Here is a 26,988-nt window from a genome sequence, read left to right as displayed (position 1 = left end):
CCTACAGGCTCTAGGATCTGGCCTAGACTCATGACCGATGGGTCCGTTCCAAAATAAAAACCCCGCAAAAAATCGAAACTTTCCAACTCTGCCGTAGGTCCAGTTTTTAAGGGAGGCGAGTGCACGCGGTTCACGCCAAATGCCCGTCCATCCACTCTTTTTTAGCAATGAGTGCAACTGGCATACGCCTTGCCAGTTTGTACAGTGCTTGTGCGCCTGGCCGCAGGATGCGGTCTTCGGAGCCGATGGCAGCGGGCCATTAGCCAACCAGACATGTCGGAGAGAATTATGATCAGTGCTGCAGTAGATACTCAGGGAGAGCGTTTTAGTCAGCCGGTAGGGGGGCCCACTGCGTTGGCCGACCTGCCCAACACTGTGCGGCCGATCGTGAGTCAGAACCCGAACCGAAAGAAAGTCCTGTTCGTCACCTCCGAATTCGCCGACCTGGTGAAAACCGGCGGCCTGGGCGACGTGTCCGCCGCCCTGCCCCGCGCCATGGCACACTTGCACGACGTGCGCGTGCTGATTCCGGGTTATCCGCAAGTGATGGAAAGCGACAACCCGATCCATATCATCGGCGAACTGGGTGGCCATGCAGCGCTGCCGCCGTGCAAGATCGGGCGCATGGATCTCAAGGATGGTCTGGTCATCTATGTCCTGATCTGCCCCGAGCTGTATGAGCGCGAAGGCACGCCGTACGGCGCCAACAACGGGCGCGACTGGCCGGACAACCATATTCGCTTCGCACGCCTGGGCCTGGCCGCCGCCGACATGGCCGCCAACCTCGCACAGATCCACTGGTGCCCGGACCTGGTGCACGCCCATGACTGGCCAGCAGGCCTGGCACCGGCGTACATGCACTGGCGTGGTTCGCGTACGCCAACGCTGTTCACCATTCATAACCTCGCCTACCAAGGCGTGGTCAGCCTGGCTTCCACCCCTGAACTGGGGATTCCGCCGCATGCCCTGCAACAGGAAGGCATGGAGTTCTACGGCAAAATGTCGTTCCTCAAGGCCGGCATGGCGTATTCCAGCCACATCACCACCGTGAGCGCCACTTACGCCCAGGAAATCACCACGCCGGAATTCGGTTGCGGCCTCGACGGCTTCCTGGCGAGCAAGACTCAACAAGGCCTGCTCAGTGGCATCCCCAACGGTATCGATGAAAGCTGGGAAACCTCCACTGACACGCACCTGACCCACAACTTCAACATTGGTGACTGGGAAGGCAAAGCCATCAATGCCGCCCATGTGCGCGAGTTGTTCGGCCTGCACGACTCCACCGGCCCACTGTTTGCGGTGGTTTCGCGCCTGGTGTACCAAAAAGGCCTGGACCTCACCGAGGCAGTCAGCAGCTTTATCGTCGAGAACGGTGGCCAGATTGCCATCATCGGCCGCGGTGAACCTGAAGAAGAACACGCCATGCGTGAGCTGGCCCTGCGGTTCCCGGGCCAGGTGGGCGTGCGCATCGGTTTCAACGAAACCGACGCCCGCCGCATGTTCGCCGGCAGTGACTTCCTATTGATGCCATCGCGCTACGAGCCCTGCGGCTTGAGCCAGATGTACGCCCAGCGCTTCGGCTCGCTGCCGGTGGCGCGCAATACCGGTGGCCTGGCTGACACCATTGAAAATGGCGTTACCGGGTTTCTGTTCAACGAATCCACGGTTGAAAGCTACAAGGAAGCGTTGAGCCGCGCCTTCAGGGTATTTGCCAATACCGGCCTGCTCAATGCGATGCGCAGCCGCGCCATGACGCAGCCGTTCAACTGGTCCCAGGCGGTGGAACCCTACGCCGAACTGTACGAACAGCTTGTGGTTAAAGCACTGGGGAAATCGAACAAATAATCAAGGGAGGGCTTCATAGATGCCGTCACGGACTCTGGAAACCTGGCCCCACGGCGCAATCATGCTGGACGCGCAACACACGCGTTTTGCCCTGTGGGCGCCAGACGCGTTTTATGTCAGCGTTGAATTGGAAGACGGCAAGTCCATCGCCATGCTGCCCCAGGCAGATGGCTGGTTTGAGGTAGAGATACAGTGCCCGGCGGGCACTCGCTACCGCTACAACATCGACGGCGAAAACGACGTGCCCGACCCGGCATCCAGGGCGCAAGCCGAGGATGTTCATGGTTGGAGCGTGGTTGTCGATCCGCTCGCCTATCAGTGGCGACACAGCCATTGGCAAGGCCGCCCATGGCACGAAGCGGTGATCTACGAGCTGCACGTGGGTGTGCTGGGTGGCTACGCCGCCGTACAAAAGCAGCTGCCGCGCCTGGCTGAACTGGGCGTCACCGCGATTGAATTGATGCCGTTGGCGCAATTTCCCGGCGAACGCAATTGGGGTTACGACGGGGTTCTGCCCTATGCGCCCCACTCTTCTTATGGCTCGCCGGAACAGCTCAAGCAATTGATCGACAGCGCTCACGAACACGGCTTGGCGGTGATGCTCGACGTGGTTTACAACCACTTCGGCCCGGACGGCAACTACCTGGGCCAATACGCCAACGGTTTCTTTCAAGAAGACGTGCACACGCCCTGGGGCGCAGGCATTGATTTTGATCGTCGCGAGGTGCGCGACTTCTTCCTCGACAATGCGTTGATGTGGTTGCTCGAATACCGCTTTGATGGCCTGCGCCTGGATGCGGTGCACGCGATCGACAATCCCGATTTTCTCAAGGAGCTGGCCCACCGTGTTCGCCAACAGGTAGACACAGGTCGGCATGTCTGGCTGGTGCTGGAAAACGAGCTGAACCAGGCCAGCTTGCTGAAGAACGATTTCGACGCACAGTGGAACGATGACTTCCACAACGTGCTGCACGTATTGCTCACCGGCGAAACCGACGCCTATTACAGCGACTTCGCCGAAAACCCTACCGAAAAACTCGCGCGCTGCCTGGGTGAGGGATTTATCTATCAGGGCCACACCACCCGCCACGGCCATGAGCGCGGCGAACCCAGTGGGGACTTGCCGCCCAGCGCCTTCGTGGCGTTTTTGCAGAACCATGACCAGATCGGCAACCGCGCACTGGGCGAACGCCTGCATCAGCTGTGCTCGCCGCAGGCGCTCAAGGCAGCCACGACGTTATTGCTGCTGTCGCCGATGATTCCGTTGCTGTTCATGGGTGATGAAGTGAACGCCGAGGAACCGTTCCTGTTTTTCACCGATCACCATGGCGAGCTGGCCGAAGCCGTGCGCGAAGGCCGGCGCAACGAGTTTGCTGATTTTGCCGCATTCAAAGACCCGCAAAGGCGTGAACACATTCCCGACCCGAATGCCCTGCCCACCTTTTTACTATCAGCACCCGCCTTCACCGAAAACCAGCACGCCCAGTTCTACCGCCAACTGTTGAGCCTGCGCCACCAGCAGATCGTGCCGCACTTGCCCGGCAGTGTGGCCTTGGGCGCGCAGGTACTGGGGCCAGGCGCCGTCAGCGCGCGCTGGCGCCTGGGCAACGGCAGTGTGTTGCAGATTGACTTGAACCTGGGCGCCGAACCGCTGGATCACCCTGCGCCGCCGCACCTGCTATTTGAAACGCCTGCCGGTGAAGGGGCGCACTTGGCGCCTTTCAGCGCACGCGTTGCCCTATCCCCTGTTGGAGAGCACCTTTGAGCGAAGCGAACCTGGAAATACTCGCCAGCCGAGCGGGCCTGGCCGTCGATTGGATCGACGCGAACGGCCGTCCGCAACATGTTAAACCCGGCGCCTTGCGCGCCGTTCTCAAAGGCCTGGGCCACCCGGCCGATACCGATGCCGAAACCAACGCCAGCCTGCTCGAACTCGAACAGGTGCAGCAAGACAAGCATCTGCCGCCCTTGATGACCGTCGACAGCGGCGAAGGCCTCGACCTGGCACGCTACTTTGCCGCAGACACGCCCTGCCGGGTCAGCCTGGAAACCGGCGAAACCCTGGAGCTGCGCCTCGACGGTGATGCCGTGCTGCCAGGCGTCATCGCGCTGGGCTATCACCAGGTGCACATCGACGACCAGACCTTCACCCTGGCCGTGGCGCCCGCTCACTGCTACAGCGTGGCTGAAGCCGTCGACGCCCAACCGGCGCGCGCCTGGGGTTTGAGCGCCCAACTGTACGCGCTGCGTCGTCTGGGCGACGGTGGCTTTGGCGACACGCAGGCGTTGGAGCACATGGTTCGCGCCGCCGCCGAACGCGGCGCCGATGCCTTGGCGATCAGCCCGATGCATGCGATGTTCAGCGCCGACACCGAGCGCTATAGCCCCTACTCGCCGTCCAGCCGCCTGTTTCTGAACAGCCTGTACGCCTCGCCTGCCTGCATCCTGGGCGAGCGCGAAGTGCGCAATGCCATCGACGCCTGCGGTTTGACCGAAGAACTGCACACGCTGGAACAGCACACCCTGATCGACTGGCCCGCCGCCGCCAAGGCCAAGCAGCGCCTGCTGCGCGCGCTGTATGAAGACTTCCGCCACGGCGGACACCCGCAGCATGCCGATTTCCTGAGCTTTCGCCAGAATGGCGGTGAGGCCCTGGAGAACCATTGCCGTTTCGAAGCCGTGCAGGCCGTTCGCGCCGCCGCGGGAGAGGACCTCGACTGGCGTCACTGGCCCGAAGCCTGGCGCTCGCCGCAAAGCCCTGAACTGGTTAAGTTCGCCGCTGAACACCGCGACGAAATCGGCTTCTACGCGTTCAGCCAATGGCTGATCGCGCGTTGCCTGGAGCGTGCGCAACAAGCCGCGCGTGGCAGCGGCATGGGCGTCGGCCTGATTGCCGACCTGGCCGTCGGCGCCGACGGCGGCGGCAGCCAGGCCTGGAGCCGCCAGGATGAATTGCTGGCGAACCTCACCGTGGGTGCGCCGCCCGATATTCTCAACCGCGCCGGTCAAGGTTGGGGCATCTCTGCGTTTTCCCCCGAAGGTCTCAAACGCAACGGCTTCCGCGCCTTCATCGAGATGCTGCGGGCCAACTTCGCCCATGCCGGTGGCCTGCGCATCGACCATGTGATGGGCCTGCAACGCCTGTGGGTGATCCCCATGGATGCCTCCCCGCGCGAGGGTGCGTACCTGTATTACCCGGTGGACGACCTGCTGCGACTGCTGGCGCTGGAATCCCAGCGTCACAAGGCGATTGTGCTGGGTGAAGACCTCGGCACCGTGCCCGATGGCCTGCGCGAAAAACTCAGCGCGCGGTCGATTCTGGGCATGCGCGTGCTGCTGTTCGAGCAAGGTCACGATGGCCAATTCCGGCCGATCCTTGACTGGCCGGACAACGCCCTGGCGACCACCAGCACCCACGACTTGCCGACCCTCAACGGCTGGTGGCACAGCCGCGACATCGAGTGGAATATCCAGCTCGGCCTGATCGACGCACCGACGGTGGAGCAATGGAGCGAACACCGCCTGCGCGAACGTCAGGCACTGCGCCAGGCCTTGAGCCAGGACCCGCAGAACTTTGTCGATGAAATCCGCAACGACACCGACCACATGATCGACGCCAGCGTGCGCTACCTCGGCCATACCCGTGCGCCGCTGGTATTGCTGCCGCTGGAAGACGCGCTGGGCATCGAAGAACAATCCAACCTGCCCGGCACCACCGACACCCATCCCAATTGGCGCCGTCGCCTGCCGGGCGAAGCCGCCAGCCTGCTCGACAACGCCGGCGCCGCCCGCCGCCTCGAACTGCTGGCCGTTGCGCGCAACCAAGCCTATGAGCGTGACCGATGAAAGCACTGCCCCTGCGCGCTACCCAGCGCCTGCAATTCCATAAAGGTTTTACCCTGGACGATGCGGTGCCTCTGGTGCCGTACTTCGCCCAGCTAGGCATCAGCCATGTGTACGCCTCACCGATACTCAGTGCCCGCGCCGGCTCCATGCACGGCTACGACGTGGTCGACCCGACGACCGTCAACCCCGAACTGGGCGGCGAACCCGCGTTGCGGCGCCTGGTTGCTGCACTGCGCGAGCACCAGATGGGGCTGATCCTCGATATCGTCTCCAACCATATGGCCGTGGGTGGCGCGGACAATCCGTGGTGGCTGGACCTGCTCGAATGGGGACGCCTGAGCCCCTACAGCGAGTTCTTCGATATTCAGTGGCACTCGCCGGACCCGTTGCTCAAAGGCCAACTGCTGATGCCGTTTCTGGGCAGCGACTATGGCGAGGCTTTGCAGACCGGCGCGCTGACGCTGCATTTTGACGCCGAGCATGGGGCGTTTTACGTCGAGCATTACGAGCACCGCTTCCCGATCTGCCCGCGCGACTACGCGTTGATCCTCGGCGCCGACGCGCTGCTCCGGCCGCTGGCCGAGCGTTTCAGCGCGCTGGCCTATCAGGATGATGCCTACCACGAAGCCGCCTGGCTCAAGCAGGCGCTGGCCGAACGCGCGACCGAAAGCGACGTGCGCCGTGCCATCGAGCAACGCCTGGGCGAGTTCGACGCACGCCAGCCCGAGGGTTTCAATCGCCTGCATCAATTGCTCGAAGAACAAGTCTACCGGCTCGCCAGCTGGCGCACGGCGGCGGACGATATCAACTGGCGGCGCTTCTTTGATGTCAATGAATTGGGCGGCTTGCGCGTTGAACGCAAGGCGGTATTCGAGGCCACCCACGGCAAGATCTTCGAGCTGATCAGCGAGGGCCTGATAGATGGCTTGCGCATCGACCACATCGACGGCCTGGCCGACCCACGCGGTTATTGCCGCAAGCTGCGGCGTCGGGTTGATTCACTGGCGCCCGAACGGCACTTGCCGATCTTCGTGGAAAAAATCCTCGGTGAAGGCGAAACCCTGCGCGAAGATTGGAAAGTAGACGGCACCACCGGCTACGAATTCATGAATCAGCTGTCGTTGCTGCAGCATGATCCTCAAGGCTTCGAGCCGCTTGCCGAGTTGTGGACCCGCCACAGCGGACGGCCAGCGGCCTTTATCGAAGAAGCCTGGCTGGCACGCCAGCAGATCCTGAATGGCTCGCTGGCCGGTGACTTCGAAAGCGTGGCCCAGGCCCTGCTGCAAGTGGCCCGTGACGATGTGATGACCCGCGACCTGACCCTGGGCGCGATCCGCCGCGCCTTGCAGGAGCTGATTGTGCACTTCCCGGTGTACCGCACTTACATCAGCGCCCGTGGCCGCAGCGAAAACGATGATGTGTTTTTCCTGCAAGCCCTGGCCAGTGCTCGCAGCACGTTGAGCGAAGGCGACTGGCCGGTGCTCGATCACCTGGAAAAATGGCTGGGCGGCCAGCCGTGGCGCCATCGCCCGATCGGGCGCGAGCGCAAGATACTCAAACATGCCTGTGTACGCTTCCAGCAACTGACCTCTCCGGCCGCGGCCAAGGCCGTGGAAGACACCGCGTTCTATCGCTCGGCAGTACTGTTGTCGCGCAATGACGTGGGTTTCAGCACCGAGCAGTTCAGTGCGCCGGTGGCGGCGTTTCACACCGTCAACCAACAGCGCTTGCAGACCTTTCCCGACAACCTGCTGGCCACCGCCACCCACGACCACAAGCGCGGCGAAGATACCCGCGCACGCCTGGCGGTATTGAGTGAATGCGCGCCGTGGTATGTCGAACAGGTTGAGCACTGGCGCACCCTCGCCGCCCCCTTGCGCGAGGATGCCAATAGCCCGTCGGCCGGTGATGAGCTGATCCTGTATCAAGTGTTGCTGGGCAGTTGGCCGCTGGACCTGCACCTGGACGTCGAGAATTACCAGCAGCGCCTCTGGCAATGGCAGCAAAAGGCCCTGCGCGAAGCCAAGCTGCAAAGCAGCTGGAGCGCGCCGAACGAGGCGTATGAGCAAGGCGTCGAAGCGTTTCTGTCGCGCCTATTGCTCAGCGATGCGGGCAGCGCATTGCGCACCGCTCTGGGCAACGCCGCTCACGCCATTGCCGCGGCCGGTGCGGTCAACAGCCTGGCGCAATCCTTGCTTCGTATCACCGTGCCGGGTGTGCCGGACTTGTACCAGGGCGATGAGTTCTGGGACTTCAGCCTGGTGGACCCGGACAACCGTCGTCCGGTGGACTTCAGCGCGCGGCAACACGCGCTGAACACACCGCCGGACATCCCTGAACTGTTATCCAACTGGCGCGACGGGCGCGTCAAGCAGGCGCTGATTGCCCAGGTGCTGGCGTTGCGCAAGGCCGACTCGGAGATCTTTCGCAGCGGCCACTACACACCGCTGGAGGTCACCGGCACGCACGCAGAACATGTGGTCGCATTCTGTCGCGAACATCAAGGCAAACGCCTGTTGGTGGTGGTGCCGCGCTGGCCTCATCGCTTGCTGGAAAACGGTGAGCGGCCCCACATCGACGCGCAGGTTTGGGGCGATACGCGGGTTAAATTACCGTTCGCCGCGACAACGCAAAACTGGAAGGGACTTTTTCATACAGGCGCAGTCACACCAAACAAGGAGCTGTTGATCAGCGCTGCCCTGGGGGATTTCCCGGTCAATGTCTTTATCAATCCTGATGATCAAGAAAGCTGAAACTTTTCTGTGAGGAGCATTGTGATGAGTACTGAAGACAAACGTATTCGCGAATTGGCGCATCAGATCTGGGAATCCGAGGGCAAGCCCCACGGAGAGGACACTCGCCACTGGGAGATGGCGCGCAAACTGGCCGAAGCCGAAGCGCTGACGCCAAGCAAGCCCAAGGCCGCTGCCAAGCCAAAAACCGCGCCCAAGCCTGCGCCCAAAGCCAAGCCGCCGGCACCGGCAGCGAGCAAACCGGCGCCGCCTGCGGCGAAAAAGCCCGCAGCGCCGAAAAAACCCAAGCCTTAAGCATCACGACCTTACGGGCCTCCTCCCGGCGCTGCCGGCAGGAGGTTCCCTTTTGAATATCCACTGCGTCAGCTGAACGATCGCCAGCACGGTCGCGCTCGGCCCGAAAAAAGACCCTTGCAGGAGCAACTCAATGAGCAAACCAGATAAAAACCAACCGACGCCGGAAAACGAGCCGTCGCGGATTCGTGAAGGTTTGCCCTTCCCCCTCGGCGCCACCTGGGACGGCCTGGGCGTCAACTTTGCGCTGTTCTCGGCCAACGCCACCAAAGTTGAACTGTGCCTGTTTGACGACACCGGCGAAGTTGAGCTGGAACGCATCGAACTGCCTGAATACACCGACGAAACCTTCCACGGTTACCTGCCCGACGCCCACCCTGGGCTGATTTACGGCTACCGCGTATACGGTGCATATGACCCGGCCAATGGTCACCGCTTCAACCACAACAAATTGCTGATCGACCCCTATGCCAAACAGCTGGTGGGCGAACTCAAATGGTCCGAAGCGTTGTTCGGCTACACCATCGGCCACCCCGACGATGACCTCAGTTTCGACGAACGCGACAGCGCGCCCTTCGTGCCCAAGTGCAAGGTCATCGACCCGGCGCACACCTGGGGTAACGACCAGCCGGTGAGGGTGCCGTGGGACCGCACGATCATTTATGAAACCCACTTGCGCGGCATCAGCATGCGCCATCCTTCGGTTGGCGAGTCGGTGCGCGGTACCTGCGCCGGGCTGATGGAAGATGACGTGCTCAAGCACATCCGCCAGCTGGGTGTGTCGTCGGTGGAATTGCTGCCCGTGCACGCATTCGTCAACGACCAGCACTTGCTGCAAAAAGGCATGACCAACTATTGGGGCTACAACAGCATCGCCTTTTTCGCCCCGGACCCGCGTTACCTGGCCAGCGGCAAGATTGCCGAGTTCAAGGAAATGGTCGCGCACCTGCACGAAGCCAAGCTGGAAGTGATCCTCGACGTGGTCTACAACCACACCGCCGAAGGTAACGAGCGCGGCCCGACCCTGTCCATGCGCGGCATCGACAACGCCTCCTACTATCGCCTGATGCCTGACGACAAGCGCTTCTACATCAACGATTCCGGCACCGGCAACACCCTGGACCTGAGCCACCCGTGCGTGCTGCAAATGGTCACCGACTCCTTGCGTTACTGGGCCACCGAGATGCACGTGGACGGTTTCCGCTTTGACCTGGCGACCATTCTGGGCCGTTACCGCGATGGCTTCGACGAACGCCACAGCTTCCTCGTGGCCTGCCGCCAGGACCCGGTGCTGCGCCAGGTGAAAATGATCGCTGAGCCGTGGGACTGCGGCCCCGGTGGCTATCAAGTGGGCAAATTCCCACCGGGCTGGGTGGAATGGAACGACCGCTTCCGCGACACCGTGCGCGCCTTCTGGAAAGGCGACGACGGCCAGTTGGCAGACTTTGCTGCACGCATGACTGCGTCCGGCGAGATGTTCAACCAGCGTGGTCGACGCCCGTACAGTTCGGTGAACTTCATCACCGCGCACGACGGCTTCACCTTGCACGACCTGGTGTCGTACAACGACAAGCACAACGAAGCCAACGACGAAAACAACCAGGATGGCAGCAACAACAACCTGTCCTGGAACCACGGCGTCGAAGGGCCTACCGAAGACCCGGAAATCAACGCGCTGCGCCTGCGCCAGATGCGCAACTTTTTCGCCACCCTGCTCTTGGCCCAAGGCACACCGATGCTGGTGGCCGGTGACGAGTTCGCTCGCACCCAGCACGGCAACAACAATGCCTACTGCCAGGACAGCGAGATCGGCTGGGTCAACTGGGAGCTGGACGACGACGGCAAGGCGCTGCTCAAGTTTGTAAAACGCCTGATCAAGCTGCGCCTGGCGTATCCGATCCTGCGCCGTGGACGCTTCCTGGTGGGTGACTACAACGAAGACATCGGGGTGAAGGACGTCACCTGGCTGGCGCCGGATGGCAACGAGATGACCACCGAACAGTGGGAAGACAGCCATGGCCGCTGCCTGGGCATGCTGATGGATGGCCGCGCCCAGGAAACCGGGATTCGCCGCCCGGGTGGCGATGCGACGTTGCTGCTGGTGGTCAACGCCCACCACGACATGGTCAATTTCCGCCTGCCACCGGTGCCGGAAGGCGAGTTCTGGACCTGCATGCTCGACACCAACGAGCCAGCGGTGCGCGGTCAGGAGCGCTTTGATTTCGAGCACGAGTACGCAGTCACCGGCCGCTCGCTGTTGCTGTTTGAACTGCAGCACGACGAGGTGTGAAATGGCGTTGCATGGATTCCTTCAAAGCTACCGGGGCTATGCGGACACGCACGCTTTGGGCCAAGCCCTGAAGGCACTTCAGGAAGAAGGCCTGGACCAGCTGCCGTTACCCGGCAGTGGCCAGACGCTGGAGCGATTCAGTCGTCTGGCGCAGGTGGCGGGCCACGATTTACGCCTGTGCAAGTTGTTCGAAGGCCACACCGATGCGTTGGCGATCATCGCTGAACTCGACAGCCCCCTGCCGCCCTTGGGCAGTTTGTGGGGCATGTGGGCCGCCGAACCGCCGACCGCCAAGGTGCGTGTGCGCCGTGATGGCCATCGGTTGATCGTCGATGGGCGCAAGGCCTGGTGTTCCGGGGCGGCGGTGGTCAGTCATGGCTTGCTGACCGCCTGGGACGACGAAGACCGTCAGCAACTGGTTGCCGTGGACATGGATCAGCCCGGCATTATGGTCACCAATGAAGGCTGGAACGCCGTGGGCATGGCCGCCACTGGCAGCGTCGAGATTGTGTTTGACGGGGCCAAGGGTATTGCCGTCGGCGGGCCGGGGGATTACCTGTCCCGCCCTGGCTTCTGGCAAGGCGGGATTGGCATTGCCGCCTGCTGGTACGGCGGCGCGCAACGCCTGGCCGAGGTGTTGCGCGAGCAATGCAGCAAGCGCCCCGAGCCCCATGCCCTCGCCCACCTGGGCGCGGTGGACAGCGTGCTCAACAGTGCGGCCTGTGTGTTGCGTGACAGTGCAGAACAGGTTGACCGCGCTCCGCGGGCAGATGCGCGGCTGTTAGCGCAGCAGGTGCGCGCGTGCATCGAAGACACTGTCGAGCAGGTCATCCACCATGTGGGCCGTGCGGCAGGTGCCGGGCCTTATTGCAAAGACCCGCACTTTGCCCAGTTGATGGCGGACCTGCCGGTGTACGTGCGCCAAAGCCATGCAGAGCGCGACCTGGCGGCGTTGGGCGAACAGGTGGCCGAGCAACCCACAGGGAGGTGGCAGTTATGAAACCCAATCCGATCGTAGGCCAGGGCACGCCGCTGCATCAGTGGCAAGCCTCGTCGCACATGGCCGAGCTGCCGCACATCAGCGTCGAACAGTTGGTACCCGAAGGGCATCGGGCAGTCATCATTGCCCCGCATCCGGACGATGAAGTGCTCGGTTGCGGCGGCCTGCTGCAAGGCCTGGCGGCCATCGGCCGGCCGATTCAGCTGATTTCCGTGACCGATGGCAGCGCCAGCCATCCGGGTTCCCAGCGCTGGCCGGTGGAGCGCCTGAGTGTGGTGCGTCCGCAGGAATCAGCCCAGGCATTGCACCGCCTGGGTTTGCCATTGCACAGCCTCAAATGGTTGCGCGCGGGGTTCAGCGACAGTCAGGTGGCGGCGCAGGAAGAACAGCTGAGTGCGTTCATTCAACGCTACCTCAAACCCACCGACGTGGTGTTCACCACGTGGCGCGAAGATGGGCACTGCGACCATGAGGCTGTCGGCCGCGCCAGTGCAAAGGCCGCGCAGGCGGTTGGGGCGACCCTGTATGAGTTGCCCGTATGGACCTGGCACTGGGCAACCCCGGAAGACAGCCAAGTGCCGTGGGACCGTGCGCGCAAAATCCTGCTGACGCCCGAAACAGTGGCGCGTAAGCGTCATGCCATCCACGCGTTTGCCAGCCAATTGGAGGGCGACCCGCAGATCGGCCTGCCGCCTGTGCTCGCGCCTTATGTAGTGGAACGCCTGCTGCAGCCTTTTGAAGTGGTGTTTGTATGAGCGTAGCCACGCCGTATTTCGACCAACTGTTCGCCGGCAACGACGACCCGTGGGCATTTCGCCAACGCTGGTACGAGCAGCGCAAACGCGCGCTGACCCTGGCGGCGCTGACCCGCCCGCGGTATGCGTCGATATTCGAACCCGGTTGCGCCAACGGCGAGCTGAGCGCCGAACTGGCGCCGCGCTGTGACCGCCTGGTGTGTTGTGACACGGCCAGTGCCGCCGTGGCGCTGGCGCAAACCAGGCTGCTGGGGTTTGCCCATGCCGAGGTGCAGCAAAGCCGTTTGCCGGAACAGTGGCCGACAGGTTCATTCGAACTGATCGTGTTGAGCGAGCTGTGCTACTACCTGGATGCCGATGATCTGCACCGCCTGGTTGACTGCGCCCTTGGCGCCTTGACCGAAGACGGGCAACTGCTGGCCTGTCACTGGCGCCCACGCATTGAAGGGTGCCCGCAGACCGCTGAACAGGTGCATGCCCTGCTGCAGCAAAGGCTGAATATGCCGCCGGTGGTGCAGCATCACGAAAGTGATTTCCTGCTCGACCTGTGGAGCCGCGACCGCACCTCGGTCGCAACCCTCGAGGGGCTGCGATGATCGGCGTTCTGATCCCGGTGCTTAACGAAGAAGCGCTGCTGGGCGAATGCCTGAAGTCTGCGTTGGTTGCCGCACGCCATCCGGAGCTGCTTGGCGAAACGGTCCAGATCCTCACCGTGCTCGACAGCTGCAACGATGGCAGTGCGGCGATCGTGCAGGCCTATGCGGTGCAAAGCCTGCACGTGCAGGCGCGCAATGTCGGGCAGGTGCGCGGTGTGGGTGCGCGGCACTTGCTGAATCAAGGTGCACGCTGGATTTCGTGCACGGACGCCGACAGCCGCGTCGCCCCTGACTGGCTGGTGGCGCAATTGGCGCTGGGTGTCGACGCGGTGTGCGGCACTGTGACCGTGGACGGCTGGAGTGAAGGCTTCGACCCCGCGGCGCAGATTCGCTACACCCAGGCCTACCAGGCCCGAGACGGCCATCGGCATGTACACGGTGCCAATCTGGGCGTGAGTGCTGGCGCCTATGTGCAAGCCGGCGGGTTCGAGCCCCTGGCCTGCCATGAAGATGTGCAACTGGTGCGCAATCTGGAGCGTTGCGGCGCGTCCATCGCCTGGAGCCACCGGCCACAGGTGATTACCAGTGGCCGGCTCGACGGCCGCGCCGAAGGCGGTTTTGGTGACTATTTGAAAAGCCTCATGCAGGCCAGCTGAAAAAATCAACATTTCACGATGTAAAAGCCATGAATCCTTGACTATGCTGAGAGCGCCTTGCCGGTATTCCAGGGTTGGAGTGCCGCGCATCACCGCAGCGGAGTCTGCGCTGAAAAAAAAGAGCGTCGTCCCGTCAACGGGGTACGGCCCAGCATCAATCGACAAGGACGTGACACCCATGAAGCCTGCCTCCTTAAGCGAGGGCCGCCGCGGTCCCGCGCAAATCTGGAACAGCGCGCCACAGTTGGCGCAAATTCCCGCTATCCCTCCCTCTTCGCTGGTGCCACCTGGTGCGCGCGTGGTGGTGATTGCTCCGCACCCTGGCGATGAAGTGCTGGCGTGTGGAGGGCTGCTGCAACTGCTCAGTACCCTGGAGCACCCGCTGCTGCTGATCTCGATCACCGACGGCAGCGCCAGCCATCCGGGGTCTCACGCATGGCCGGCGAGCCGTCTGAGTGTGATCCGCCCACAGGAAAGCGCCGAGGCGCTGCGCCGGTTGGGCATGCCGCTGCACAGCTTGAAGTGGATTCGCGGCGGTTTTCGTGACGACGCCCTGGCGAGCAGTGAACAGCCGATGAGCCAGTTCATTGCGCGTTACCTGCAACCGGGCGACGTGGTGTTCACCACGTGGCGCAACGACGGCAATGACGACCACGACGCCGTCGGACGTGCCAGCGCCAAGGCCTGTAGCCTGATCGGCGCGCGGCTTTATGAACTGCCCATCTGGGCCTGGCACAGTCCGGCGCGTGAAGCGGCGATGATGCCTTGGCAACGGGCGCATAAGGTGCGTCTGGACAGCTGGAGCGTCGCGCGCAAACTGCACGCCGCTCATGCCTACGCCAGCCAATTGGTCGGCGACCCGGCCATCGGGCTCGCGCCGATGCTCGCCCAGGAACTGCTCGAACGCATGCGCGAGCCGTATGAGATCGTGTTCACGTAGAGCGGGCGGTTATGTATCGCACTGTGTACAGCAGCCGTGGCGATACACAGCGTTTAACCCGGGACCGTTCCTGAAACATGCGCGATACAGCGCAGCGGTCAACTGAGTGTCAGGCACCCATCAGCCGCAGGAGGCTCGCCATGCACACTCTGTTGACCCGTCGCTCCAAACACCGTCCGCTTGCTCTGGCATTGGCCTTGTTGCCATTCGGCGCCCTGGGCGTGGCTCATGCTGAAATGCCCGAGCCACCAACGCCGGCCGGCCATCACCAAACCGCCTTCGGCGCGCTCAAGCACGTCAAGGCCGGGGTGCTCGATGTGGCCTACGCCGACGTTGGCCCGGCCAACGGCCAGGTGGTGATCCTGCTGCACGGTTGGCCCTACGACATCGACAGTTACGCCGATGTCGCGCCGTGGCTGGCAGCCAAAGGCTACCGCGTGTTGATCCCGTATGCCCGCGGCTATGGCGCCACGCGTTTTGTGTCGGATAAAACCCTGCGCAACGGCGAACCGGCAGCGTTGGCACAAGACGTGATCGACTTCATGGACGCACTGAAGATCAAGCAAGCGGTGCTCGGTGGCTACGACTGGGGCGCGCGCTCGGCGGATATCGTCTCGGCGCGGTGGCCGGAGCGGGTCAAGGCATTGGTGTCTGTCAGCGGCTACCTGATCGGCAACCAGGCCGCCGGCAAGCAACCGCTGCCGCCCAAGGCTGAATTGCAGTGGTGGTACCAGTTTTACTTCGCCACCGAGCGCGGCGCCGCCGGCTACCAGAAGAACACTCACGAATTTGCCAGGCTGATCTGGCAAACCGCTTCGCCGAAGTGGGCCTTTGACGACGCCACGTTCGCGCGCAGCGCCAAAGGCCTGGATAACCCCGATCACGTCGCCATCACGGTTTTCAACTACCGTTGGCGCCTGGGTTTGGTGCAAGGCGAGGCGCAATACGACGCGCTGGAACAGCGACTGGCCCAGTCGCCCACCATCGGCGTGCCGACCATCACCCTCGAAGGCGACGCCAACGGCGCACCGCACCCGCAACCCGAGGACTACGCCAAGCGCTTCACCGGCAAGTACGAATTTCGCCAGATCAATGGCGGGATCGGCCACAACCTGCCGCAGGAAGCGCCGGCAGCGTTCGCCAAGGCCGTGTTCGACGCCGATCACCTGTGACCTTATCGCGACGACCTGGCGGGGTTACCGACTGTGGGCGGGGAGTGTTTTTTGCTGTTCAGCGCACGACTGTCGGGAAGGACATTCTTTGGCTTGAACAGTGGTGCCAATTGAACACGGTGGGCCGAATGGACTCGGGCCACCGTGCGTTGATCAGGCCGGCACGCCGAGAATGATGTGCGAGGCTTTGATCACCGCCGTCGCGCTGACGCCCGGCGCCAGGCCCAACTCCGCCACCGCGTCGCGGGTGACGATGGCGTAAACCTTCGAACCACCGGCCAATTCGATCACCACTTCGGCGTTGACCGCACCGTCGTTGACGCTCAGTACCGTGCCTTCCAGGCAGTTGCGCGCCGACAGGCGAATGTCGCTGGAATCGGTCATCAGCATGACCCACGGCGCCTTGATCAGTGCCACGGCCTCTTTGCCCACGGCGATGCCCAGGTTGCGCACGCTCTGTATGGTTACCACCGCCACCAGTTGCTCACCACCGGCCAAGGTCAGGACGACTTCTGCATTAACGGCGCCCTCCTGCACTTGGCTGACTTGGCCTTTGAATACGTTGCGTGCGCTGACTTTCATCGTGACGGGGCCTTTTCTTGACTTGCCGGTTAGGAATTAACCCGCATGTTTAAACGTAACGCTGTGTAAAAACAACTATAGCGTCCCATCTGCCGGGGTTCTGCGCCGGATAGTGACTACCTGCAGTCGCCCGAGCTAGCGATAAGGCTGCATCAACGATGTGAAAAATTTGTTAAGCATTTAACGTCAAAGGCTTTTTTGCTCGGATCCAATCTGACACACTGATGCGAATAATTATCATCATCTTTATTATTCGCTAGGGACGGCACTTCCGGGAGAGTCGGTTTCATGTCTGTGCAACAACATGGCGGTAAAGGTTTTTCACGCAATTTGATCGCGATGGCCATCTGCATTGCCAGCTCACAAGCGGCCTTCGCCGCCGACACGCAGCAGGCAGCAGACGTCGTCGAGTTGGGCGCGACGCAGATCAACACCGAGCAGCAACTCGGTGCGACCACCGAAGGCAGTCCGTCCTACACCACCGGCTCGATGGCAACGGCGACCAAACTTCCACTCACGATGCGCGAAACCCCACAGGCCGTTACCGTCATCACGCGACAGCGCATGGATGACCAGGCGATGACCAGCATCAACGACGTGGTCAAGGCCACGCCCGGGTTGTTCCTGAACTCCTCCAACGGGCCTGGCCGGCAGTCGTACACCTCGCGCGGTTTCGACATCGACAACCTGATGTATGACGGCATTCCCAGCGGCTACAACGGGGCCACAGTCGGCGCCCAGCCGAACCTGGCCATGTTCGACCGCGTCGAGGTAGTGCGCGGCGCAACAGGCCTGGTCACCGGGGCCGGCAACCCTTCAGCGGCCATCAACCTGATCCGCAAGCGGCCGTTGGACGAGCAAAAAGTCACCCTCACCGGCGCCGCCGGTAGTTGGGACAATTACCGTGGCGAGCTGGACGCATCCAGCCCGCTCAACGACAGCGGCACATTGCGCGGCCGGGTGGTCACTTCTTACGGTGATGCCAACAGTTTCATCGATAAAGTCCAGGAAGATCACGGCCTGTTCTACGCCGTCACCGAAGCGGATCTGAGCGAAGACACCACCCTGACCCTGGGTTTCTCCAACCAGAAGGACAAGACCAACTACTTCTGGGGATCGGCGATGGTCGGTCAGGACGGCCATCATCTGGACCTGCCGCGCTCCTACAACCCCGGTACTCGCTGGGAGAACAAGGACCAGGAAATCAACACGGTGTTCGCCGAGCTGCGTCAGCGCCTGGCCAACGACTGGAGCCTTCAAGTCAACGCCAACTACGCCGAACAGAACGCGTTGTTTTCAGGCTCCTACCAGTCGCGCTGGGTCAACAATACCCCGGCCCGCACGGTCTACCAGGCGGCCTACGATGAAAACCAGGCCGGCATCGACGCCTTTGCCAGCGGCCCTTTCCAGGCGTTCGGGCGTACCCATGAACTGGTGGTGGGCGCCAGCAAGCGCATCTATGACCTGACCACCCACAGCTACAGTCCGTACGACACCAACTGGCCACTCACCGCGGGCAAGCCAGACTTCGTCCACACCGACAACCAGCGCGAAGTCACCACTCAGGATGGCGTCTACGTCACCACGCGCCTGAGCCTCGCCGACCCGTTGAAACTGATCCTCGGCGGGCGCCTGGACTGGTATGACTATGACAACCGTGACGGCGACGGCGACTATCACGTCACCCGCAACCTCACCCGCTACGCAGGTTTGATTTACGAGCTGGACGACCATCACTCGGTCTACGTCAGCTACAGCGACATCTTCACGCCGCAGAGTGACAAGGACACGTCCGGTAAGCCGGTCAAGCCGATTGTCGGCAAGAACTACGAAGTCGGCATCAAGGGCGAATACCTTGGCGGCGCGCTGAACGCGAGCCTGGCGCTGTTCCGCGTCGATCAGGAGAACCGGGCGGTGCAAGTGTTCGTGCCAAACTGCCCGCAGGCCTCCTGCAACGAAGCCTCCGGCGAAATTCGCAGCGAGGGCATCGACGTCGAACTGCAAGGCGCGTTAACCGAGAATTGGCAGGTCGGCGGTGGCTACACCTACGCCCGTACGCACACCATCAAGGATGAGGCCAACCCGCAGAAGGTCAACAAGCAGTTCGACACCGACACGCCAGAACAGCTGTTCAAACTGACTACACGCTACAACCTGCAGGGCCCGCTGGAAAAATTCCGTGTGGGCGGCAACGTCTCCTGGCAGAGCCGCATGTACAACGACCTTGACCTCGCGGACGGCAGCAAATATCGGCTTAAACAGGGCAGCTATGCCATCACCGACCTGATGGCCGGCTACCAGGTCAACCAGCACCTGGACCTGCAGCTCAACGCCAACAACATCTTCGATCGGCGCTACTACTCCACCATCGCCAATTCGGTGAGCTACGGCGGTGATGCTTACGGCAACCCGCGTAACATGATGCTGACCGCCAAGTACACCTTCTGATCGTTATCGCAGCGTCGGCTATCCGTTCGGATAGCCATTTTTTAAAGTCCCGTTCAGGGATGCCGATAAGGTTTTGGCATCCCTGAATCAAAAAGCACACGAATACCTGCTTCACTCCACCGGCGGCCCGTCGTGGCACGCCGCATGCTTGCCTGTTACCCGTCGATCACATGGAGTAAGAGTGAATGCCCACCCGCCCGCGTTTTCTGGAGCACTACCGCAAGGCCGATCGCATCATGCTGGCGTTGGTCTGGCTGATGTTTCTGTTCTCACTCGGGCTGGCGTTCTGGCACGACACTTGGCTGCAGGCACTGACCGTAGGCGCAGGCACCAGTGTGGTGCTGACGGTGCTCTATCGCGCCCTCGGCGGGACACGCTTGATGCGCTGCCTGCTGGGCGCCGGCCTGATGGTAATGGCTGCCCTGCACATCAACCAGGCGCAAGGCGTGATCGAATCACACTTCGGCATTTTCGCGTTGCTGGCGGTGCTGACGTTCTACCGCGACTGGCTGCCAATCCTGGTCGCGGCGGCAACGATCGCCGTGCATCACGTGGTCTTTCATGCCTTGCAACATCAAGGCTTTCCGGTGTTTGTGATGGAACACCACGGCGGCTGGAGCATGGTGTTCGTCCACGCTTTCTATGTGGTGATGGAGACCGTCGCCCTGCTCTACCTGGCCATTCACAGCCAGCGTGAGGCGGTCGAAAGCCAGGAAATGCTCGAGAAAATGCTCGCCGTGACCACCCAGCTCACCGTCGAAACCGCCCAAGGTGAAGGCAAGGTGCACGTCTCCCTGGCCAAGCGCTTTGACCACTTCCTGCAGCAAATCACCCACCTGATCGACGGTGTGGCCCGCGACTCCCAAGGCCTTGGCCAACTCGGCCAGGAACTGGCCAGTGCCAGCGGCACCCTGGAAAAAGGCGCACGCCATCAGTTGGCAGAAATCACCCAGATGACCGGCTCGATGCAGCGCATGGAAGACGCCATGGGCCACATCACCGTGCACGTTGAACAGGCTGTCGAGCACGCAGGCCAAGCCAGCCAACAAATCGTACGCGGCCAGGAAAGCGTCGGCCGCGCGCAGCATGAAATCAGCCAACTGGCTCTACGCATTCACGGCACCCACTCAACCGTGCAAGACCTCGCGGTGCAGGCCGAGCAGATCGGCTCGGTGCTCGAAGTGATCAGCAGCATCGCCAACCAGACCAACCTGCTCGCCCTCAACGCCGCCATCGAAGCCGCGCGCGCCGGCGAGCAAGGCCGAGGGTTTGCCGTGGTCGCCGATGAAGTGCGCAGCCTGGCCCAGCGCACGGCGGTGTCCACTCAGGAAATCAAACAGATCATCGAAGGCTTGCAACACGGCAGCCGTCAGGCCGTCGAGGCGATGCATGACAGCCAGCAAGGCGTAGAGCGTTGCGTACAAGACAGCCAGTTGGCGGTACAGATGCTGCAAGCGGTGGGCGCCGATATCGCGCGCATCGACGCACTGAATGGGCGAATTGTGAGCACCACGCGCGAGCAGTCCACGGCCAACCTGGAGATTGTCGGGCGCTTGCAGGCGGTGCAAAGCATTGCGCAAAGCACCGCGGATGATGTGGAGACGCTGGCGCGCAGCAGTGAACGGTTACCGCCGATTGCCGTGCGCCTGGATGCCTTGGGGCGCAGGTTTCATCAATGAAGTCATGCGTCTCGGGACAATGAGGAGGTGATCTGAGCAATCGCGCCCTGATCCGCCTCGTGCAGCGTGCGGTACTGATTGACGACTTCAGTTTCTTCCACAGTAAGGTCATCCGCGCTCATGTGCGAACGCTCACCGCTCAGCACATAAAGCACATCGACCCCTTTGCGACGGATAGCCATCAGATAATCCGATTTGGGTAATCTCTCGCCCCTTTCATAGTGGCCTTGTGCGTTTTCGGCCACGCCCCCTATCACACCAAAATCGTGCTGGGAGAGTAAAAGCCTTTTGCGCTCTTCCTTTAAGCGCCCGCCTAAATTGCCGTCCATGTTGAATGCCTGAACTGAGGGTATAAACCACCATACGCCTATACACCTCAAAGAAGGTCATTCATTTGAATTGACGTTTCAGGGCATAGTCCGGCAGGTCAATGGCGTCAGCCTTGGGGGAAAGAAACTTGCCAAGCAGCTTTTTAAAAACAGGCGCTGTCGCCAGCCGCAATACGGCGTGGCCGAGCGCTATTGCAACGCGCGAATGAGGTGACGCCAACCGCGGTGCAAATTTGGGCACGCCTTGCGCCTGAGCCACGTAGGGCCGCATCAGGGTTTCATAGGCGGCGAACGCTTGGGTGTGATCTGCATGGCGCCCCAGCTCGCCGGCCAACACATACGCCCCGCACAGGCCCAGGCTGGTGCCCATGCCACTGATGGGCGAGGCGCAATAGGCTGCGTCGCCCACCAGTGCAATACGGCCCTTGGACCAACGGGGCATTTTGACCTGACCTACCGCTTCCAGGTAAAGGTCGGTTGTGTCATCCAGCCCCGCCAATACGCGGGGCGTCTCCCAACCGGCGTCGGCAAAGCGTTGCTTGAGCAAGGATTTCTGCGCGTCTGGCGCGAGTTTTTCGTAGCCGTTGGGTGCTTGCTGAAACGACAAAAACGCCCGCGTTGTGCCCAGGTTGTCTGGGCGTAAACACACACAGCGCCCGCCGGGAATGTTGTACCAGCGCATGATCTGGCCGTCGCTTGGCTCACGCGGCAGGGTGAAATAGGCGGTGTATACGTCCAGCGGGCGGCGCTGGACTTCGCTGCCGAACACGTGATTGCGCGTGGTAGAGCCAATTCCTTCTGCCACAATCACCAGGTCGAAAACCTGCTCGGCCCCCTGCGCAAAGCGCACATGCACCTGCTGGCCATCGTCGTGCAGGGTTTCAATGCTGTCGCCAAACCGGTACGTGACCCGGTCCTCGCTGTGCTGGATCAACAGCTTGGCGAGTTCGCCACGCAGAATCTCCAGTTCAGCGATCGGCCCTTCGCCGTCAAAGTCGTTCACGCCGATGAAGGCCTTCGTCCGGTTGTGGCGGTCAACGAAGGTAATGCCTTGTTCGTGGGTTGTATTGGCCCGAATCAGTTCCTCCAGGCCCATGCGCTGCACCACAACACGGCCCGCACCCCGCACGTCGATCGTCTGCCCACCATCGCGAAAAGCCGGTGCCCTTTCCACCACTGTGACGTGCATGCCCTGCCGGGACAGCCAATACGCCAGCGCCGGGCCGGCGACACTGGCGCCGGTGACAAGAATCTTTTGGGGTTTCATCAGGCCTCCTGCTGTGGATTTGAAGCGGCGCTGCTGCCCGGCAACGTGCTGCGGTAAACCTCTATCACTTGGCCAAGAAACGCCTCGACCACCGCGCGCTCCTGGCCCCCAAGCGCCGCCAGCACGGCGTTCAGGCCGCTGAGCATTGGCGCAATGTGCTGATAAGCCAGGGTCACCGAGGCGGGAACCGGACACACCATCACGCGGCGCTTGTCATCAAGCTGGCGCTCACGAATCACATGGCCGGCACGCTCCAGGCGGTCGATGACTTGAGTGATGCCGGCAGTCGTCACCGACAGGCGCGAGGCAAGCTCGGTCGGTGGCAACGGGCCGTCCGTGATCAAGTGCTCCAGCGCCGCCATGTCGGTCTGGTTGATGGACAAAGAATCGGCAAGATGGCTGGCGGCTTTGCGCGTCAGGATGGCGATCTGTTGCAGCTGCTGCGCAACAGCATCACTGGCGATCTGCAGGCCACGTGGGTCGTGGTCGGGGATGGGGACAGATGCGGATGGTTTCATGCGTTTGGCTGCTCTGGATCGCGACGTGGCAGCCACATTAGCATATAGCTAACTTGCTTAGCTATCTTCCAAAAATGTCGAACGGGTATCCATGGGCAGGCGAAATCCCTCACGTTTTACTAGCCTGAGTTCAGGCGAGAACCCCCTCGCTGACCGTGGGCACCAAAGGGAGCGTGCAGCATGACCGACGACACAACAACAAGCGGGCCGGCGTCGTACTTCCCCGCCATTGAAAAAAACTATGGGCAGCCCATCAGCCATTGGCTGGACCTGCTCAAAACCGTCAATGCCCAGAAGCACATGGAAAGGGTCGCGTGGCTTAAAACCGAACACGGCATGGGCCATGGCCACGCCAATGCGCTGGTGGCGTATTACGCGGCGATGGAAAAAGGCGACTGAGCCGCCGCCCTACCCTTCAAGGCTGCGTTTGAGTCGCTTCAGGTCACGGTTGACGATCAGCTTGTGCACCTGACCGACCGGCACCCTATAAAAGCGGCCAAAGGCGTTATGAATGACCGCCGATGAGGTGATCGTGAACACACGATCGCTGATCGACAGGCAGATCATCACATCCAGATGCCGGTCGCGCTCGGTCAGCACCAGTACGTCGGGAGCGCTGTGCTCCACCAAAAAGAAGTCCAGCCGCTCGCCGACCTGCACACGCTCTCGCCGCGTGCCGGAAAACCCGCCAATACGTTTCACACCAAACAATGCGCAAATGGCGTCCCTGATCCCAAACGCCATGCGCAGGAATGGTCCCGGTTCGGCCGTCATGATATTCCAGGCTTCAAGCGCGGTGACATCGACCGGCAGCAGGATCGACCTGCGATCGTAATAATCCAGGTCGCCCGGCAGGCGCAGTGTGTGAACAATATCGGTGCTCGCCAAACAGTTTCTCCTTGAAAGGTGGCCGCGGTTGAATGTGCTCAACCGCAAGCCTCACCGCAATTCGTCCAATAAATGTGACGCGCCTGACTGTGCCTGAAAACGGCAGGACGCCGCTTGCGGGCAGAGATTATTTTGCGCCTGCGCTCAAGTAAAGCGCGAAATGGCCTTGAAGAATGTGGGCGCAAGAATGCGCTGCCATCGCCTTCCTGAGCTGGCAGCGCCTGCCGCATGACTTATAAGGAGGCGTTATCCCTGCCGGGCTGGCCCTGCCTTTTTGTCGCCCTGCAGGGTTCCCGCGGCTCTGGGATCAGGTGCTGCTTGCCTTGGTGCCCGGCGGCGTGTTCGTCGGGCATCGGTTTGGCGCACGCCTAGCTGGGCGACGCGTACGCACACGACCTTCCACACCGAGCAAGCCATTCGCGCGATGTGCGAGGGCTTGGAAATAACGCTGCTTTGTGAGTCGCAGACATCCAGCACAACTCCTTCCGGCCTGCTCAACGGGCCCGTTTTGATGTGATCGTTCGCAAGCCTTCTCATCCGCTGGCGGCAGCCCTCAGCTCAAACCTAGGCGGCTGACTCGCACATTGACATATCGGTAAATCCCGATACTATCGGGCGCATGGACCTACTCGACATATTCAAAGCCCTCTCAAACCGCACGCGACTCGATATCCTGCAAGGTTTGAAAGATCCCGAAAAAAACTTCCCCGCCCAAGACGAGGGAGACGTTCATACCGTGGGCGTCTGCGTCAGCAGCATCCAGGAAGGCGTCGGCCTCTCTCAGTCGACCGTGTCTGACTACTTGGCGACCCTGCACCGCGCAGGCCTGGTTGAAATCCGCCGTATCGGCCAGTGGACCTACTACAAACGTAACGAAGCCAACATCAGCGCGCTGACGGAGATCCTGGGGAAAGAACTCTAGGTTTTTTTTATGGCGTTATATCGACATTTCCCGATATCCCTTTTTGCCGAAACGAGGTAATGCAATGAAAGCGATGATTCTTAAATCCTTTGGCGGGCCCGAGGCGTTCGAACTCTGCGACGTGCCCAAGCCCGTGCCCCATACGGGGCACGTTTTGGTGCGCGTACACGCCACCGCCATCAACCCACTGGATTACCAGGTGCGACGGGGTGACTACGCCGACGCGGTGACACTGCCAGCCATTACCGGCCACGACGTGTCTGGCGTTGTCGAAGCCATCGGGCCAGGTGTGACCGCCTTCGCCCCAGGCGACGAAGTCTGGTACACCCCACAAATATTCGACGGCCCCGGCAGCTACGCCGAGTACCACGTGGCCGCCGAAAGCATCATCGGCAAAAAGCCTGCCTCGCTCAGCCACCTCGAAGCCGCCAGCCTCAGCCTGGTCGGCGGCACTGCGTGGGAAGCACTCGCCGAACGCGCGGCGCTCAGGGTTGGCGAAAGCGTGCTGATACACGGTGGCGCGGGCGGCGTCGGCCACGTGGCAATCCAGCTGGCCAAAGCTATTGGCGCAAGGGTGTTCACCACCGTGCGCGCGGCCAACATTGAGTTTGCGCGAAGCATGGGCGCTGACGTGATCATCGACTACGAAAGCGAGGATTACGTGGAGGCCATCCTGCGCGAAACGGCGGGCCGCGGCGTCGATGTGGTGTTCGACACCCTCGGCGGCGACACCTTGTCACGCAGCCCCGACGCGCTCGCACAACGGGGCCGCGTGGTCTCGATCGTGGACATCACGCAGCCGCAAAACCTGGTTCAGGCCTGGGGCAAAAACGCGGCCTATCACTTTGTGTTCACCCGACAACATCGCGGCAAGCTGGACGAGCTGAGCGCATTAGTGGCGCGTGGTCAGCTGCGGCCCCACGTGGGCGCGGTTTATTCGTTGGCCGACATCGCGTTGGCCCATGCTCGGCTGGAAAGCCGCCACAACGGTGTTCAAGGAAAAGTCGCGATTGCCGTCGTACCATCGCTCATCGCGTGAGCACCGTTGAACTCATTTTTGGAGGAACACCATGATTTATGAAATCGCCCAGCTCCCGGTTTACACAGAACAGGTTGAAGCGTTCAGGCGCGCATTTACCCAGGTCGAGCCGTTGCTGTGTCGAGCGAAGGGCTATTGCGGGCACCTGCTCGCACAAGGCATTGAAACGCCGCAGGTGTTCAACTTGATCGTGAAGTGGGCATCACTTGAAGATCACACGCCAGGGTTCGAGGCGAGTGAGGACCATCGGGTGTTTATGCAGGGGTTGGAGACCTATTTCGCCGACGAACCAACGGTTTACCATATCGAAGGCGCAGCCTTTGTCAGGCATATGGGCAACGCCGATGCCCCGAGTAGTTCGTGGTTTTAAGCGCCTTGCCTGGTGTTGATTGTCAGCGGTGAAATGATCCACGTGCGTTGTCGCCATTGCGGCCTCAACGCACGCATCGCTCGACGCCTTCCGGTGTAATTAAGGGCGTTGGTACGGCCAGCCTTTCTGGTGCTCGCGGGCAGCCTGGAGTAGTTGAGGTGCAGTTTCCTGAACGGCTGTTGTCGGCCCAAAGCGAACATTGCCACTGAAAAAACAACCCGTTGCCAGCACGCTAAAAACCGTTGGCGGGATAACGTTGTGCTTTACACCACTTCCACCAACTCGAATTCTTCTGCCACAAGCTCCATCGCCGCGTCGAACGAGCCCTCCCGTTGAAAAAAAGCTTTATGACCCTGCGCCCAATACCCGAGGCTGAGATCCCCTTCGCCTTCCTTTCTTGCAAACGCTTCATTCACGTCGCAGTAACGAATGATACGCAGCGAAACAAGCCTGATGACACATACCGGCTCGCCCTGACTGTTGAGGATGATGCTGTAACCACCAATCGCTGACGAATCATCTTGATGGTTGAATGATGAAAGTGAGCAACATGACGCTGTTTTAATGCCTTTAGCTACACGTTCAGCCAGCTCATCTGCCATCTCTGGAGTATCCCCAAATGCCCATGCACTGGCTTTGGGGTACCTGATCTTTAAATCGTCAATCATGCGCATCATTCGTTTAAACCTTATCGTTGACTGCAGCGTCAGCACCCATTCGCGAATGATTAGCCCGGCCCCTTAATCGGTTACACCGCCGCCGGTAATGGCGCGACCCGCTCAGCAGGTCGCGCCCTGGG

At 61.5% G+C, this 26,988-nt stretch carries 24 protein-coding genes; 18 read left to right on the top strand and 6 right to left on the bottom strand.

Annotation, left to right across the window (positions count from 1 at the left end; translation table 11 throughout):
• Nucleotides 1–288 precede the first annotated feature (288 nt).
• The 12 genes from glgA (at nucleotide 289) to AACU78_RS29120 (ending at nucleotide 16,147) form a co-directional block, all read left to right on the top strand.
• Complete coding sequence (gene glgA / locus AACU78_RS29175) at nucleotides 289–1,845, top strand: glycogen synthase GlgA (RefSeq protein WP_106579068.1); 1,557 nt, start codon at nucleotides 289–291, stop codon at nucleotides 1,843–1,845.
• A gap of 19 nt (nucleotides 1,846–1,864) precedes the next feature.
• Nucleotides 1,865–3,610 (top strand): malto-oligosyltrehalose trehalohydrolase, encoded by a 1,746-nt coding sequence (gene treZ, locus AACU78_RS29170; RefSeq protein WP_106579067.1) that lies wholly within the window; start codon nucleotides 1,865–1,867, stop codon nucleotides 3,608–3,610.
• On the top strand, nucleotides 3,607–5,691 hold the full coding sequence (gene malQ / locus AACU78_RS29165) for a 4-alpha-glucanotransferase (protein ID WP_106579066.1): 2,085 nt from the start codon (nucleotides 3,607–3,609) through the stop codon (nucleotides 5,689–5,691). The genes treZ and malQ overlap by 4 nt, the downstream gene beginning before the upstream one ends.
• Complete coding sequence (locus tag AACU78_RS29160) at nucleotides 5,688–8,444, top strand: malto-oligosyltrehalose synthase (protein WP_106579065.1); 2,757 nt, start codon at nucleotides 5,688–5,690, stop codon at nucleotides 8,442–8,444. Before malQ ends, AACU78_RS29160 begins: the two co-directional genes overlap by 4 nt.
• 24 nt (nucleotides 8,445–8,468) lie before the next feature.
• Nucleotides 8,469–8,738 carry a DUF2934 domain-containing protein gene (locus AACU78_RS29155; protein WP_106579064.1) on the top strand — a complete coding sequence of 90 codons (270 nt, stop codon included), beginning with the start codon at nucleotides 8,469–8,471 and terminating at the stop codon, nucleotides 8,736–8,738.
• A 133-nt stretch (nucleotides 8,739–8,871) separates the two neighbouring features.
• Nucleotides 8,872–11,028, top strand: coding sequence for a glycogen debranching protein GlgX (gene glgX, locus AACU78_RS29150; protein ID WP_106579063.1), 2,157 nt, complete (start codon nucleotides 8,872–8,874; stop codon nucleotides 11,026–11,028).
• Between the two features lies 1 nt (nucleotide 11,029).
• Nucleotides 11,030–12,028, top strand: coding sequence for an acyl-CoA dehydrogenase family protein (locus AACU78_RS29145; RefSeq protein ID WP_106579062.1), 999 nt, complete (start codon nucleotides 11,030–11,032; stop codon nucleotides 12,026–12,028).
• Nucleotides 12,025–12,783, top strand: a complete 759-nt coding sequence (locus AACU78_RS29140; RefSeq protein WP_106579061.1) for a PIG-L deacetylase family protein — start codon at nucleotides 12,025–12,027, stop codon at nucleotides 12,781–12,783. Before AACU78_RS29145 ends, AACU78_RS29140 begins: the two co-directional genes overlap by 4 nt.
• Nucleotides 12,780–13,379, top strand: a complete 600-nt coding sequence (locus tag AACU78_RS29135) for an SAM-dependent methyltransferase (RefSeq protein ID WP_106579060.1) — start codon at nucleotides 12,780–12,782, stop codon at nucleotides 13,377–13,379. Before AACU78_RS29140 ends, AACU78_RS29135 begins: the two co-directional genes overlap by 4 nt.
• A complete protein-coding gene (locus tag AACU78_RS29130) occupies nucleotides 13,376–14,035 on the top strand; it encodes a glycosyltransferase (protein WP_106579059.1) in 660 nt (219 codons plus the stop codon). The genes AACU78_RS29135 and AACU78_RS29130 overlap by 4 nt, the downstream gene beginning before the upstream one ends.
• A 178-nt stretch (nucleotides 14,036–14,213) precedes the next feature.
• On the top strand, nucleotides 14,214–14,975 hold the full coding sequence (locus AACU78_RS29125) for a PIG-L deacetylase family protein (protein ID WP_106579058.1): 762 nt from the start codon (nucleotides 14,214–14,216) through the stop codon (nucleotides 14,973–14,975).
• A 140-nt stretch (nucleotides 14,976–15,115) separates the two neighbouring features.
• A complete protein-coding gene (locus AACU78_RS29120; protein ID WP_106579057.1) occupies nucleotides 15,116–16,147 on the top strand; it encodes an alpha/beta fold hydrolase in 1,032 nt (343 codons plus the stop codon).
• A gap of 153 nt (nucleotides 16,148–16,300) precedes the next feature.
• On the opposite strand, the gene AACU78_RS29115 is transcribed toward AACU78_RS29120, so the two are convergent.
• Complete coding sequence (locus AACU78_RS29115; protein WP_106579056.1) at nucleotides 16,301–16,729, bottom strand: TOBE domain-containing protein; 429 nt, start codon at nucleotides 16,727–16,729, stop codon at nucleotides 16,301–16,303.
• A gap of 288 nt (nucleotides 16,730–17,017) precedes the next feature.
• Here AACU78_RS29115 and AACU78_RS29110 point away from each other — a divergent pair, with 288 nt between their 5' ends.
• Nucleotides 17,018–19,177, top strand: a complete 2,160-nt coding sequence (locus AACU78_RS29110) for a TonB-dependent siderophore receptor (RefSeq protein ID WP_106579055.1) — start codon at nucleotides 17,018–17,020, stop codon at nucleotides 19,175–19,177.
• 185 nt (nucleotides 19,178–19,362) lie between these two features.
• Nucleotides 19,363–20,856 carry a methyl-accepting chemotaxis protein gene (locus tag AACU78_RS29105; protein ID WP_106579054.1) on the top strand — a complete coding sequence of 498 codons (1,494 nt, stop codon included), beginning with the start codon at nucleotides 19,363–19,365 and terminating at the stop codon, nucleotides 20,854–20,856.
• A 2-nt stretch (nucleotides 20,857–20,858) separates the two neighbouring features.
• On the opposite strand, the gene AACU78_RS29100 is transcribed toward AACU78_RS29105, so the two are convergent.
• The 3 genes from AACU78_RS29100 to AACU78_RS29090 all read right to left on the bottom strand — a co-directional run bounded on the left by AACU78_RS29100 (nucleotide 20,859) and on the right by AACU78_RS29090 (nucleotide 22,970).
• A complete protein-coding gene (locus AACU78_RS29100) occupies nucleotides 20,859–21,185 on the bottom strand; it encodes a helix-turn-helix domain-containing protein (RefSeq protein WP_106579053.1) in 327 nt (108 codons plus the stop codon).
• A 61-nt stretch (nucleotides 21,186–21,246) separates the two neighbouring features.
• A complete protein-coding gene (locus AACU78_RS29095) occupies nucleotides 21,247–22,452 on the bottom strand; it encodes an FAD-dependent monooxygenase (RefSeq protein ID WP_106579052.1) in 1,206 nt (401 codons plus the stop codon).
• A complete protein-coding gene (locus AACU78_RS29090; RefSeq protein WP_106579051.1) occupies nucleotides 22,452–22,970 on the bottom strand; it encodes a MarR family winged helix-turn-helix transcriptional regulator in 519 nt (172 codons plus the stop codon). Before AACU78_RS29090 ends, AACU78_RS29095 begins: the two co-directional genes overlap by 1 nt.
• 180 nt (nucleotides 22,971–23,150) lie before the next feature.
• Between AACU78_RS29090 and AACU78_RS29085 the strand changes: the two genes are divergently transcribed.
• Nucleotides 23,151–23,369, top strand: a complete 219-nt coding sequence (locus tag AACU78_RS29085; protein WP_106579050.1) for a DUF4287 domain-containing protein — start codon at nucleotides 23,151–23,153, stop codon at nucleotides 23,367–23,369.
• A 9-nt stretch (nucleotides 23,370–23,378) separates the two neighbouring features.
• Here the strand turns inward: AACU78_RS29085 and AACU78_RS29080 are convergent, their stop codons facing one another.
• Complete coding sequence (locus AACU78_RS29080; RefSeq protein WP_106579049.1) at nucleotides 23,379–23,858, bottom strand: DUF2867 domain-containing protein; 480 nt, start codon at nucleotides 23,856–23,858, stop codon at nucleotides 23,379–23,381.
• Between the two features lie 619 nt (nucleotides 23,859–24,477).
• Between AACU78_RS29080 and AACU78_RS29075 the strand changes: the two genes are divergently transcribed.
• The 3 genes from AACU78_RS29075 (at nucleotide 24,478) to AACU78_RS29065 (ending at nucleotide 26,189) form a co-directional block, all read left to right on the top strand.
• Nucleotides 24,478–24,780, top strand: coding sequence for an ArsR/SmtB family transcription factor (locus tag AACU78_RS29075; RefSeq protein ID WP_106579048.1), 303 nt, complete (start codon nucleotides 24,478–24,480; stop codon nucleotides 24,778–24,780).
• A gap of 64 nt (nucleotides 24,781–24,844) precedes the next feature.
• The gene (locus AACU78_RS29070; RefSeq protein ID WP_106579047.1) at nucleotides 24,845–25,819 is read left to right on the top strand and encodes a zinc-dependent alcohol dehydrogenase family protein; all 975 of its coding nucleotides are present in this window, start codon (nucleotides 24,845–24,847) and stop codon (nucleotides 25,817–25,819) included.
• Nucleotides 25,820–25,850: 31 nt separating this feature from the next.
• Nucleotides 25,851–26,189 (top strand): antibiotic biosynthesis monooxygenase family protein, encoded by a 339-nt coding sequence (locus AACU78_RS29065; RefSeq protein ID WP_106579046.1) that lies wholly within the window; start codon nucleotides 25,851–25,853, stop codon nucleotides 26,187–26,189.
• Nucleotides 26,190–26,452: 263 nt separating this feature from the next.
• On the opposite strand, the gene AACU78_RS29060 is transcribed toward AACU78_RS29065, so the two are convergent.
• Complete coding sequence (locus AACU78_RS29060; RefSeq protein ID WP_218276856.1) at nucleotides 26,453–26,857, bottom strand: ASCH domain-containing protein; 405 nt, start codon at nucleotides 26,855–26,857, stop codon at nucleotides 26,453–26,455.
• Nucleotides 26,858–26,988: the final 131 nt, after the last annotated feature.

Source organism: Pseudomonas sp. R9.37 (assembly GCF_963878885.1).
GTDB lineage: Bacteria > Pseudomonadota > Gammaproteobacteria > Pseudomonadales > Pseudomonadaceae > Aquipseudomonas.
The sequence above is the reverse complement of the archived record's forward strand: the minus strand, read 5'-3'. Positions and strand labels throughout refer to the sequence as shown.